Genomic DNA, 12494 nt, shown 5'->3' on the forward strand with positions numbered 1-12494 from the left:
AGTCAGGTTGGGTGCGGCCGACGCTGTTGTACCAGTGGGTGTGGCGTTTGAAAATTACTTCGAAGACGACACTGATGGTCGTGGCCGTCATCGTCGCTCTTGTCATCGTTATCTTTGCCGCTTCAGAGCTTTTCGTCAAGGAGGGGTTCAATGCCGTTGAGGATGAAAAGGCGATGCAGGATACCGACAAGGTTGCCTATATCCTTGCCTCTGATATGAATATGCTCCATTCCGTCACGATGGAGTGGGCCCACCGCGACGACCTCGTCCGTTTTATGTCCGGTGCAGCCGGGGACGGGCCGCCTTTCATCGATGATGCCGCCTTTGAGCAGGTGGGGGTGAGCTTCATCGTCCTGACTGATGTGGAGGGGGCCGTCATCGAAGGGCGGTCCTACGATGGGGAGAAAGGAGCCGGCACCCCGATGGGCGAGGCCCTTGAGCACCACCTCGACTCCATCTATGCCTTTCCTGCGATGGCCATCGACGACGGCCGGGTTTTGGGGGTCCTGATGCTCTCGGGGACGCCATATATGGTCTCGTCCCAGCAGGTGACCGCAAAGGACGGGACGCTTCTCGGCACCATCTCGATGGGGCGGGTCTTTGATGAACAGGAGATCGCCCGGCTCGAGTCCCTCTCCCTCTTTCCCATCACCATCCTTACCTATGAGGAGCTCGTTGCGGTCGTCAGTCCGGAGCTTGCGACAGGGAATGTGGGCCAGCCGTTTCTAAACTGGCATGGCGGGGATCTCCTTGGTGTCAATTCTCCTGTGGTGCTGACGGCGCCGACGGACGAGAGGATGGAGGGCTACGTCTTCGTCAACGATCTCTACGGCGACCCGGCGGTCATCCTGAAGGTGGAGATGCCCCGTGACATCTCCCTGCAGGGGGAGAAGACCACCGCCTACTTCATGGGGTGGATTCTCCTGACCGGGCTCGTCTTCGGCGTCATCCTTCTGGGGCTCCTTCATATCTTCGTCTTCTCCCGGCTCTCGACGTTCTCCGTGCGCATGGAGGAGATCGGCGACGAGAGGGACTTCTCCGCACGGGTGCCGGAGGACGGGGACGATGAGATCACATCGCTGTCGCGTTCCTGCAACGTGATGCTCAGGGAACTCGAGACCTCCCAGAACCATCTGAAGGGGCGCCTGAGCGAGACCGAAAAGCAGTACCAGCTCATCTTCAACTCGACAAAGGATGTCATGCTCGTCAACCGTCTCGGCAGTGAAGGGGACGGCGAGGGGAACAAGAATGCATTTCTTGGCACCTTCATCGATATCAACGATGCCGCGATCTCCTCGCTGGGGTACACCCGGGAGGAGTTTCTGACGATGCGCCCCTCGGAGATCATGGTGCCGACGGATATCGAAGTCATGAGAGACCGGATTGCTCAGCTGGAGGCCACCGAAACGCTCCTCTACGAAACGGAACTGGTCGCAAAGGACGGGGCGACGACGCCCTATGAGATCAGCGCCCACATTTACCTGAAGGAAGGTGAACCCGCGGTTGTCTCCACGGCCCGTGACATCACCGAACGCCGCTCGATCGAACGGCTGAAGGGCGAGGCATTCGCCCAGATAGAACAGAACATGGTTCAGTTTGCGATCCTCAACGACCATCTGAGAAATCCGCTCCAGGCGATCGTGGGCCTTGCCATCCTCAACATCGAGGACCAGGAGGTCGTGGACAAGATCCTCTCGCAGGCAGACCTCATCGACAGCTACGTGAACCAGCTCGATCGGGGCTGGATCGAGTCCGAGCAGATCCGTGACTGGCTGCGCAAATACTACGAGTTTAAATAAAACAGAATATAGGGGGGAAGAGCGACGCCTCATCTGCGTCCTGCTCTTATCATCTCCCCGTCTTTTTTCAGCACCCTTCTTCGCTGAGTCTGTCGAGCACTTCCTTGGTGATCCCCCGTATCTTGTCCGCCGATGCGGTGAACTCCCCGACCTCCTTGTCGTCGATGGTGATGGCAACGGGGAAGACCCCGGCCCTGTTCAGCTTGGCGGGAACACCGATGCAGACATCGGCGACACCCTCGATCTCGGAGGATATCTGGGCGGAGACGGTGAGGATACGGTTCTCGTTGCCGAGGACCGTTCGTACGATCGTGGAGATGGCATCGCCCGGCCCGTAGACGGTCGCCCCGATGCGGCGGATGATGTGGGTCCCGGCGGTCTTCACGTTCCTCATGATCCGCTCCTCGGGGAGGTGCTCGAAGCGCGGCAGGTTCTGGATGGAGATGCCACCGATCGTCGTCGCGGACCAGAGGGGGACCATCGAGTCGCCGTGCTCGCCGATGATGCGGGTGTGCACTTCGCTCACATGCACCCCGAAGAAGTGGGCGATGTTCCACTTGAGACGCATCGAGTCGAGGTGGGTCCCGAGGCCGAAGACCTGGTTGGGCTTCATACCCGAGTACTTCAGGGCCACCGCCGTCATCACGTCCACCGGGTTCGTCACGATGAGAAAGAGGCATTCGGGGGCGTACCATCCGACCATCGCCGCCATCTGGGCGACGAGCCGGGCGTTTGCATGGGCAAGGTCCATGCGGTCCTGACCATCCCTTCGGGGAACCCCCGAGGTGAGGATGACGATGTCGGACCCCGTGATGTCCTTCGGGGTGGTGGAGAAACTGACTTCCAGTGTCGTCCCGCGGGCGGCAAAGGAATCATGCAGGTCACAGGCAAGGCCGTGCAGCACTTCCTCGCTCCCTTCCCTGCCATAGAGGACGATCTCGTCCACGTAGGGAATATAGGATACGGCGAGAGCTGTGTATCTGCCGACATGGCCTGATGCGCCGATGATGGTCACTTTTGCCATGAATAATCAGTCCGAATAATAATATGGGGACCTTCCGGAGTTGACAATACGTGCCTGCATTCCTCCCCCGTCCCATCCTCCACCCCGCACCCCCATGGGCGCCGGATGTCCGCGGTAAGCCTGCTCCCTTCCGGGCCTCGGCCGGTCCCCGCAGCAAGAAGATGTTCACTCCCTCCGGAATGAAGGGATCTTCGCCATCGACCTCACAGGACAAGGCTTCTCAGTCAGGAACGAAGGATTCGGGCAGATCGACAGAGCCGCCCCCGGTGTTCGTCCCCCGCATATCGGCGGTTTCAGGTTACAGGTGACGCCTAACCACCCGGACTAGTCCCCGTATAATGTGCGCACTAAGGGATAAAAACAATGCCGCCTATGCGCTGCCGGAGGTCTTCCTGCTCGCGCTCCATGCGTTCGTGCTCCTCCTTGCCGAAGAGATCCAGTACGGTGAGAAGGTGGCCGTCGGGGAGATGCGGCCCGATGAGGCGGAAATCGCCCTGCCAGACGGCAAAGGCCGTCTCCGGGCCGTTTGCCTCTGCGATCTGCACCGGTTCGCGCCGGACCGGTGTCGTGCGGCATTCGTCATAGCTGAAGAAGTAATCAACGGTTTCGAGGCCGAGCATCGTTCTGTTCACCTCGAGGTTGACCGCCGCCCAGTATGCCGCGCCGTACCATGCATCGTTCATGACGACCTGCGGGATGCCGTACTGGGCGGCGGCGAGGGTGAGGCGGCCGGCGCCGCAGCAGGCATCGAAGAAGACCTCCGGGCCGTGCATCAGGGTCTGCATGGAGGTGTTGATGATCTTCGGGTCGAAGGCCCGGGGAAACTCGATATGGAAGACCGACTGCTGGAGGTAGGTGACGACCGGTGCGTTCTCGGTCTCGAAGATGTTGGCCCTAACGTCGCAGCCGGCGAGGAGCTCGTGGGTGTGCCACTCGCCGCCGATGTCTTTGAGGCCCGGCACCCCCCCGAAGTCCCGGACGACACCCTTCACCTCGGCGACTTCGGCGATGATGCGGTCTGCCGAGGCCGTCGTCACCTTCTTCGAGAGGAAGACGAGGCCGTCTTTGCCCACATGGGGGGGTGCCTCGAGGACGCATCCGGGGTCGATGAGCGGCACCCCGGCGTTCATGAGGGGGTCGTCGGGGGCAAGGTCGCCGGTCTCCGCCATGATGGTCCAGATGTCCGCGACGATCTCGTCGAGGGGCCGGCGCCCGCAGGAGCACGGGGGCTGGCGGGTGAACGCCGGCGGCGCCGTCTTCGGGAGGACGGTGTCCCTGCAGTCAGGACAGGGGGCGTACCGCTCCTCAAGTCCGCGGGTCAGCTCTTCTGCGGGGCGGATGCAGTCTCCGCCGCATACGGGGCACTCCATTGTTTTTTGGTAGGCGGTATGCGGATTTAAGGATAGGTGCCTGAGGTCCGCGGGATTGCCACAAACCTACTCAATATATATAGCTCTTCCTAAATGATCTCGAGTAGATTCCATGATCGACCGAGGTCCCCGTATTCTCAAAGAGCATTACTTCGTCTTCTCCTTCGGCCTGCTTCTCATCGCCGCAGCAGGGGGGGCGATGGTAGTCGAAGGCAGTTCACCGGAGATTACCGTGCTCGAACTCCCCGGAGCACCGAATGACATCGTCTTCATCGCCGACCCCCATGTCAAGGACGGGAATGTGGAGTATCTGGAAGGGGTGATTCAGGAGATCAACGCCCTTGAACCCTCCATCGTCCTCATCGGCGGTGATTTCGTGACCTCCGACGAGGATGAGCTCGACTTCTCGAACCAGTATATCTGGGAGGAGGTGGACGCTCCGGTCTACGCGATCCTCGGGAACCACGACTATGTGGCAGGGGTGCATGGCCTCAACGGCCCGGCGAAGATGCTGGCGATGCAGGAGGCGAACCTCACGGTCGAGGGCTATGACGTCTCGATGCTCGCGGACGACCCGCTCATCGACTTTGCGTTCGGTGACGCGGTCGAAGACGAGCTCGAGTCCTACGGCGTCGATGTGCTGCGAAACGAGTACCGGCTCATCGATGTGGACGGCACCCCGCTCCTCCTCGTGGGCGTGGACGATGCCTGGGCGGGCCTTGCCGACCCGCCGGACGTGCCCGGGACGGATGCCTACACCATCTATATGATCCATGAACCGGGCGCACGGGCGAACTGGGACGCGGACCTAATCCTCGCGGGCCACCTCCACGGCGGCCAGTTCAGCTCGGCGGGCATCAACCTCCTCGATGAGACCGCGATCGTCGACATCGCCGGGTTCTGTGACGGGGAGGGGACGCCCACCTTCATCACCCGCGGCATCGGCTCCTCCAGCCTCGTGGGCGTCGACATCCGCTCCAGCGCCCCGCCGGAGATCGTCGTGATCAATCCGTCCTCCCCGATTGAAGGGGCGACGGTGCTGACGGCGTAAATCCGGACAATATTTTCGGAACCTTCTGCCGGCCGTCCCGGCACCATATTCTCCTGTTTTTAGTACGAAATATCCTCTTTGCCGCTGGCTCTCAGTCCCTTCGTATCAGCTCGATTTCCCGTTCCAGCTCCCCGTCCAGAAACGCCGCGGTCTCCGCCATCCCCCTCGCATAGTCGTCGTGCCAGCGGGGCGGAACCGGATACCTTTCGTAGAGCTCCCTTCGGTCCGCCTCCATGAGAAGCGGCGTCCGGCCCATATATTCCGCCGCCGGGCAGACCCTCCCCTCCGCCTCCGTGTCCAGTTCCTTTAGCCAGCGCCACCCCTCTCGCGAGCGGAGCAGGTGGTGGTCGAGGATGAGGGTGGAAACGGACGCCGCGAGGGCGAGGACGTTCTCCCGTGCTGCGGCCAGTTCATCTGCACAGAGCCGCCGGAGATAGAGGGGCGGACCTGCGGCGAGCACGGTGTCGGGCTGCCAGCCAAGGATGATATCGACCGCCTCCCGGTTGAGCATCTGAATATCGGAGGCGTGGACGAAGGTACCCGCCCCGTCACGGATGCAGGTCATCATGACGGTGCCGGTGTGCGATGCCGGCGTTCCGTGGAGGACGGGGCGGGAGAAGCAAAGGACATCGTCGCCGGTCTCCTCCGCCGGGGCAGGCTCCCTTCCGAGATGCGCCGCAAGGTCCTCCCGCCGCCCGAGCGAGAGGGGGGAGAGGCCCTCTTCGCCCTTGCACCAGAGCCGGATGCGGTCTGGAAGGGGCGGGACGCGGGCGAGCGGGAGCTGGAAGGGGTTGGCGTCTTTGAGGGGGACGTGGTCGCCGTGGTAGTGGCTGATGACGATGTCGGTTGCACGGGGCACCTCCGCAAGGATCCGCTCCCGGACGGCTGCGCCGACCGCCACCTGCCGGGGGTGGGGGAGGCGGCCGTTTCGCATATACCCGAGGGCGACACCGGGATCGATGAGGATGCGTCGGCCGGCGGCCTGTACCACACAGCAGAGGGCCCGCACCCCGAGGGATTCGGTCCCGATGACGGCGATCTGCATACTGCGGAATTGGCAGGGGAGGGAGGATAAGGTTTCTGGCGGCGGAGCAGACGTTAGGGGCGGAAAGTGTCGAAAAAAAGAATTAGTAGGGCCCCATCACCGGGCCGGAGGTAACCGAGGCGATCGTGAAAAAGCCGATCGCGAGGATTGCGAGGATGACGACAAGGGCGAACGGGATGACGACCGCAAAGACCGCACGGGCGGTGGAGATCTCGTGGAGTTCGCGGATGGCGAGCACCTCGAGGACGAGGGCCCAGAGGGAGGCGATGAAGCCGACGAACGGGATCCAGCCGAAGAGGAGACCCGGTGTCGCCGCATAGATGACCGCCTTCAGGGTCGCGGACAGGCCCATCCGTCCCCCGACGATGAGGACGAAGAGGTGCAGGATGACGCCGCCGATGACAAAGCCGAGAAGACCGCCCACGATGCCGAAGACGATTCCGAGAAGGGCGAAGACGGCAACGGTCATGCCGGGGAAGGCCATCGCCCCGATGAAGACGGAGGTGAAGAGTGCCTGCAGGACGGCGAAGATGACGAGGAGGACTACGAGATATTTGAATGCGTCCTCCAGCGCCTCGCCCCGGTGTGCGACGAGGGTTGCGACGGGGTCCAAGAGGAACCCCTTGATCTTGTCGATATAGGATATTTCCATGCTTCAAAGGTTTGAACAGGGGATATTTATACCTCGCACCTTCCCGATTGGCTGTTATCCTGCAGAATGGAGGCGGAATGGATGCAGAACTAAGGGGGGGGGGAAGGGGGCGGAAAGATTGATAAACCTGCATTCCCATTCCCGTTCATTACCGAGGTGATAAGGCGTGAATGTACTGATAGTCTATGCACATCCCTATCCGGCCTCCTTCAATGCGGCGATGAAGGACCGGGCGGTCGATGTACTCCTGAAAGCGGGGCACGAGGTGAAGGTATCGGATCTCTATGCGATGAAGTTCAAGGCGGCGCTGGACCAGGACGACTTCCCCGACCCCTGCAGCAGGAGTTTCTTCTCGATTCCCAATGAGATGATGGCGGGCTTTGTCCGGGGCAAACTCGCCCCGGACGTCATGGCGGAGATTGCGAAGGTGAAGTGGGCGGACATGCTCCTCTTCCAGTTCCCCATCTGGTGGAGCTCGATGCCTGCCATCCTGAAGGGGTGGTTTGACCGGGTCTTTGTCCAGGGCTTCGTCGTCGACCTCCCGAACGGGATGATCTACGCCGATGGTCTCCTGAAGGGGAAGAAGGCGATGATCTCGACCACCATGGGGTCATCGGCGGACCTCTATACGGAGGACGGCCCGCACGGCGACCTGAACCTGCACCTGAAGAGCCTCTGGCACAACACCTTCGAGTTCTGCGGGATGGAGGTGGTGCCCTCGTTCTATGTCTTCAACGCGGGGGAGATGGAGGAGTTCCAGGTGGAGGCGGAACTCGACCGGTGGGAGGAGTATCTCCTCTCGGTCGCCTGATTGTTCTCTCTTTTTATCACTGAAACGGGCGCGGTTCAGGAAAAAAGTCCCTGCCACGGCGGCAGGCCCGACGGCAGATCATCTGCGAGGAGGCCGTAGAGGAGGCGGTCATGGTAGCCCCCGCGGACGTGCCAGAACTTGCGCTGGCGCCCCTCGCGGACGAACCCGCATCCCTCCATAATCTTCACCGATGCGACGTTGCCCGCCGCACAGTCGCCGTTGAGGCGGTAGGCGCCTGCAAGGGTGAAGGCGAACCAGACGAGAAACCGGCACATCTCGGTCCCGTATCCCTTCCCCCATTGCGTATCGTCCGTCTGGTAGCCGATGAGGTAGGCCCCCTCGGAGAAGTCGTCCTCCACGATGGCGCACTGGCCGACGAAGGCGCTCGTCCCTTCCGGGCCCGGACGGGTGCGGACGGTGAAGACGTAGCTCTTCGGGGGGGTGCCCTCGGCCAGCGCCTCCGCCATGCCGTCGATGAGCGGTTCGAAGTAGGCGTGGGTCACCTCCGGCGGGTTGGGGCCGAAGAAGAGCCACTCGCAGACCGTCGGTTTTACGAGCATCGCCGCGATCTCCGGAAGGTCGGGACGGGTGCAGAAGGTGTAGGTGAGGCGGTCGGACGACCACGCGGTCTTCATGCTGTTGTTTCGGGGCGGCGGTCTAATGAGTGTTGTGATCGCTCCGGTGATGGGTGGCGGGGGTCCCGGAAAGGGTTTATGGTATACTTGGGTATACCGAGGTATAATGAAACCTGCCGCCACGACGATCAAGGTGACGCGGGAGCTCAAGGACCGGCTCGACCGCTGCAAGGTCCACCCGCGGGAGCCGTACAATGACGTGATCGCACGGATTCTGGACGAGCGGGAGGGGGAGATGGTGTATGCCGCAGGGACGGTTCCCGCATCCGGGCCATCCGGCGGGTTCAATCCCGCGGTCTGCTATCGTCTTCCCGATGAGAAATAGGGTGGGGGGTGACTGCTCCTGCGGGAAAAAGAGAATGTCCCGCATCGGCGGGGATTTCAGGGCTCTTCTTCCCGGCCTGCCGGCTGCGCCCGCCGGGGCAGGAAGAGGGCCGCCAGAAAGGCGATGCCGAGGAAGATGGCGATCGCATCGAAGCAGTGGAGCATACCTGCGCTGATGGCGGAATTGATGATCTCGGTGAGTTGCGCGAGAACCGCATCGGGGACGACAAGGTCCGGTGTGCCGGTCTGCATCTTATCCACCCAGCCATGCAGCCCGGCTGCCACTTCTTCTGTGGGAATGCCGGCGATTGCCGCCTGATGCTCTATCTCGCCGATGATGCCCGTGTAGATGAAGATGATGAGGATCACCCCGATGAGCGCCGTACCGAGCGAGGTGCCGAGCTGGCGAAGGGTGTTCAGGACCCCTGCGGCATCGGTCGCATGCCTGTCGGGGACGGCTGAGAGGGTGAGGTTCGTCACCTGCGAGAGGATTATGCCGCTTCCTATCCCGAAGACGACGGAGCCGGGGATAAATTCGGCGGAGCCGGTATCAAGCCCGAAGATGCCCCGGAGCATGAATGATCCGGTGATTCCCAGGAGGAGGCCTATCATGATGAGGTGCTTCGGGGAAAGGAATGCGGCAAGACGGGCGCCGGCGATCGAGAAGATGAAGATCGCAATCGATATCGGAAGGAGGAGGAGCCCGGTCTCGAAGGCGGAGATGCCCGTCACCTGCTGGTAGAAGACCGGGATGATGAAGAAGAACCCGGCCAGCGTGAGGTTCTGGAGGACACAGATGCTGTTGCCGAGGACGAAGGACCGGCTCCGGAAGATGGCAACGTCGACGAGGGGGACCCGGCCCTTCGTCTTGCGCCGCTTCTGCCAGAGGAAAAAGACTCCCATAAGGAGGAGGCCTGCGCCGATGAGGGTGGAGATGTACTGCCAGAGCTCGTAGTTGCGCAGGAGGAGGATGCCCATTACGATCGCACAGAGTCCCGCAAAGGAGAGGAGGGTGCCGACGACATCGAGGTCGCGCCACTTCAGGGTCGGGCGGGAGTCGGTGAGGAGATAGGACATGAGAAGGATGATGATGACGACGAGGAGTTCGATCCGAAAGGCCCAGCGCCAGCTGTAGAACGTGGTGAGATACCCGCCGATGATCGGCCCGAACGCGGCGCCCGCGGCGCCGATGCCGCCCCACACCCCGAACGCGACGGCACGGTCGCGCCCCTGGTAGGTGGAGGTCAGAAACGTCGTCGTCGCGGGCATCATGAGAATCGCCCCCAGCCCCTCGAAGATGGACCAGCCGATGAGGAGGACGGCCGCGTTCCAGCTCATCGAGGCGGTAAAGGTGCCGACCCCGTAGATGCCGACCCCGATGAGAAACGCCTTCTTCCGCCCGAGGACGTCCTGCAGCTTGCCGCCGATGAGCATGAAGGACGCCATCGTCAGGGCATAGATGGCGATGATCGCCTGGATGGTCGGCACGTCGGTGTTCAGGTCGACGACGAGGGCGGAGATGGAGACGTTCATGATGGTGGTGTCGATGACCATGATAAAGACCGCCATGGAGATGATGGCAAGAACGCCCCACTTGCGGCCGTCCGTTGCCGCCGCCCCCACCGCAGGGGCGGCCCCGCCGGCACCCGCGGCCCCCCCGGGCTGTCCGGTTTCGCCCGCATTCTCCCCGGATGCCCCGGACGCCGATTCTTCCTTCTTTGTGCGACCGAACAGGTGTATCATGATGTCTCCGCGTGCTGATGCGGAATAATTCGGGGCTGGGTATTTATGGGTTTGGGGGGGTGGTAATGTGTTCAGAACTGATGGACGGTGATAAGCCATGGGGGACCTGCGGTCCCCCCGGCAGCCCCCCAGCTTTTGCGATAGCCCCTTCATCGGCGAGCTGTTTTTTTGTCTGCTTGATTATTGGAAGTATGTGGAATGATTCCAGAACAGGGACTATCACAATGACTGCCTCCCCCTTCAGGGGGAGGAGGAGCCCGGCCGAAGGGCGGGCGGGAGAGGGGGTGTTACTCCTCTTACGGCCGCCGAAACTCCCCGGAAAACAAGTGCCCAAATAAAATCGAACTCGATGCAGCCGCGGTTCCCTCCACTTCCACCAGTCCTGCGGCCTGCATGAGGGCCCGGATCTCGGATGGAGGCATGCCATGGTTCCTATTGATGGGTTCGCGTATGCATATTCTTCCGCCGGGTGCAAGGTGAGAGGCGAGGGCGGTGGCGATCGCCTTCCGGTCGGCGGCGGGGACGTCATGGAGCACAATGTGGATGAAAATAACATCGTATTCGTCGTCCGGCAGAGGGGTTGTCGTAATATCGCCACAGATGAAGGTGGCCCGCGAATCGCCTGAAAGCCGCTTCATTGCCTTTTCCATCCAGAATGCGGATATGTCCACGCAGGTCAGTCGCCCGTCCCCACCAAGCCGGGCGAGGATATGCCGGGACATCGTCCCTCCGCCGCACCCGAACTCAAGGACCCGCTCGTCGGCGGTAAGGCCGGTGGTTGCCAGATAGGTACGGTAGAACCCCCCACCCAGCCGGTATAATAGCAGATCCTCCACTGCTACATCAGGGAGGCCCGGGTTTTCATAACTCATACGGCATCACCCCGGCCTGATATGGCATCAGGCATCATTGCCACCCTCATTCGATTCATCGTCCGTCCGTCCGTACCTGTCTTTTCCGGCATAGGGTGGGAAATCATATTATTATGGTCCTGACGGTGGCCTCACTCATGAAGTGCGTCCGTATTTTTTGGGTTCATCCCGGAGCATCCGGAGGTAATCCGGCCGCTTCCAGCTTCCGCCTCCTCCGCTCAATCCGCCCCCACTTCACCGCGATCAGCCCTGATACAATCGTCTGCACGATTGCATAGACGATGATGATGATGAAGGCCTCGCCGTAGGCGGCGAGGGCCGAGGCCCCGACGAGGAGGGAGACGCCGAGGTTTCCGGTTCGCCGACGAGGTCGCGAGGACCTGCCGGTTTTCGCGATCCGGGCCCGCGAGGAAGTAGCCGAGGAGCATCGAGGCGGCGACGATGAGGAGGACGGCGAGAAGGGCCGTTATGCCGACCTTGAGGAACATGTCGTAGAACCTCACTTCGCCCGTGATCTGCACGGTGATGAAGATGATGCCGACGAGGACGATGGAGAGGTTCGAGAGGAGAAACGCCCCGTACCGGATCCTGTCGGCGAACGATTCGGCCCACGTGTTGATCGCAAGGCCCGCCATCATCGGGACCATGATGAAGATGGTAAGGGTCGTCATCACATCGACGAAGTCCACCCGCTCGACGATGGCGCCCGGCAGGATGAGGGTGAGGGTCGCAGGCGTCGTGAAGATGGCAAGGACGCTCAAAAAGAACATGATGCTGATCGCAAGCGAGATGTTGCCCTTCGAGAACTCCGCGAGCTTCGGGCCGATCGTCGATCCCGGTGCGCAGGCGACGATGAGGATGCCCGCCGCCACCGCCGCATCCATGGGAAGAAGCCGTACGACGAGGATCGCCGCCATGGGGATGAGGAGGAGATTGACCAGAAAGGCCGTGCCCATCAGGCGGCGCTGGCGGAGCGGTTCCACTATCCGGCGGGTCGTAAGGGCAAGCCCCATCGAGAACATCGTGAGGACCAGAAAGAGATAGATGGAGATCTCAAGCGGCAGTGACAGGCCCACATCCGGAAGCATTTGTACTGGCATAGGGCGGAATTCCTATAATAATGCCGGTTTATCGATTATTTGCAAATCGGGCGGATTATATCGGATTT

12 protein-coding genes and 1 other RNA gene are annotated in these 12494 nt (G+C 61.6%); 4 read left to right on the top strand and 9 right to left on the bottom strand.

What is annotated here, in order from left to right; all coding sequences use genetic code 11:
• The first annotated feature begins 47 nt into the window (after positions 1–47).
• Entirely contained in the window at positions 48–1799 is a 1752-nt protein-coding gene (locus AZH53_RS09415; RefSeq protein ID WP_319643265.1) for a PAS domain S-box protein, read from the top strand.
• Positions 1800–1866: 67 nt separating this feature from the next.
• Here AZH53_RS09415 and AZH53_RS09420 read toward each other — a convergent pair whose 3' ends face one another.
• The 3 genes from AZH53_RS09420 to AZH53_RS09430 all read right to left on the bottom strand — a co-directional run bounded on the left by AZH53_RS09420 (position 1867) and on the right by AZH53_RS09430 (position 4193).
• Entirely contained in the window at positions 1867–2823 is a 957-nt protein-coding gene (locus AZH53_RS09420; protein WP_319643266.1) for a malate dehydrogenase, read from the bottom strand.
• A 23-nt stretch (positions 2824–2846) separates the two neighbouring features.
• Positions 2847–3158, bottom strand: an RNA gene (gene ffs, locus AZH53_RS09425) — signal recognition particle sRNA.
• A gap of 12 nt (positions 3159–3170) precedes the next feature.
• The gene (locus AZH53_RS09430) at positions 3171–4193 is read right to left on the bottom strand and encodes a hypothetical protein (protein ID WP_319643267.1); all 1023 of its coding nucleotides are present in this window, start codon (positions 4191–4193) and stop codon (positions 3171–3173) included.
• A 112-nt stretch (positions 4194–4305) separates the two neighbouring features.
• Between AZH53_RS09430 and AZH53_RS09435 the strand changes: the two genes are divergently transcribed.
• A complete protein-coding gene (locus tag AZH53_RS09435; protein WP_319643268.1) occupies positions 4306–5244 on the top strand; it encodes a metallophosphoesterase in 939 nt (312 codons plus the stop codon).
• A 91-nt stretch (positions 5245–5335) separates the two neighbouring features.
• Here AZH53_RS09435 and AZH53_RS09440 read toward each other — a convergent pair whose 3' ends face one another.
• Together AZH53_RS09440 and AZH53_RS09445 are read right to left on the bottom strand one after the other, a co-directional pair.
• Positions 5336–6289, bottom strand: a complete 954-nt coding sequence (locus tag AZH53_RS09440; protein WP_319643269.1) for an MBL fold metallo-hydrolase — start codon at positions 6287–6289, stop codon at positions 5336–5338.
• 82 nt (positions 6290–6371) lie between these two features.
• A complete protein-coding gene (locus tag AZH53_RS09445; RefSeq protein ID WP_319643270.1) occupies positions 6372–6941 on the bottom strand; it encodes a Yip1 family protein in 570 nt (189 codons plus the stop codon).
• A 166-nt stretch (positions 6942–7107) separates the two neighbouring features.
• Between AZH53_RS09445 and AZH53_RS09450 the strand changes: the two genes are divergently transcribed.
• Positions 7108–7752 (top strand): NAD(P)H-dependent oxidoreductase, encoded by a 645-nt coding sequence (locus tag AZH53_RS09450; protein ID WP_319643271.1) that lies wholly within the window; start codon positions 7108–7110, stop codon positions 7750–7752.
• 35 nt (positions 7753–7787) lie between these two features.
• Here AZH53_RS09450 and AZH53_RS09455 read toward each other — a convergent pair whose 3' ends face one another.
• Complete coding sequence (locus AZH53_RS09455) at positions 7788–8387, bottom strand: GNAT family N-acetyltransferase (RefSeq protein WP_319643272.1); 600 nt, start codon at positions 8385–8387, stop codon at positions 7788–7790.
• Between the two features lie 106 nt (positions 8388–8493).
• On the opposite strand from AZH53_RS09455, the gene AZH53_RS09460 reads away from it, so the two are divergent.
• On the top strand, positions 8494–8712 hold the full coding sequence (locus AZH53_RS09460; RefSeq protein ID WP_319643273.1) for a hypothetical protein: 219 nt from the start codon (positions 8494–8496) through the stop codon (positions 8710–8712).
• A 56-nt stretch (positions 8713–8768) separates the two neighbouring features.
• Here the strand turns inward: AZH53_RS09460 and AZH53_RS09465 are convergent, their stop codons facing one another.
• The 3 genes from AZH53_RS09465 to AZH53_RS09475 all read right to left on the bottom strand — a co-directional run bounded on the left by AZH53_RS09465 (position 8769) and on the right by AZH53_RS09475 (position 12426).
• Positions 8769–10454, bottom strand: coding sequence for an MFS transporter (locus AZH53_RS09465; protein WP_319643274.1), 1686 nt, complete (start codon positions 10452–10454; stop codon positions 8769–8771).
• Between the two features lie 296 nt (positions 10455–10750).
• Positions 10751–11326, bottom strand: a complete 576-nt coding sequence (locus tag AZH53_RS09470) for a class I SAM-dependent methyltransferase (RefSeq protein WP_319643275.1) — start codon at positions 11324–11326, stop codon at positions 10751–10753.
• Between the two features lie 218 nt (positions 11327–11544).
• On the bottom strand, positions 11545–12426 hold the full coding sequence (locus AZH53_RS09475) for a bile acid:sodium symporter family protein (protein WP_319643276.1): 882 nt from the start codon (positions 12424–12426) through the stop codon (positions 11545–11547).
• Positions 12427–12494: the final 68 nt, after the last annotated feature.

This window comes from Methanovulcanius yangii (assembly GCF_018687785.1).
Classification (GTDB): Archaea; Halobacteriota; Methanomicrobia; order Methanomicrobiales; family Methanomicrobiaceae; genus Methanovulcanius; species Methanovulcanius yangii.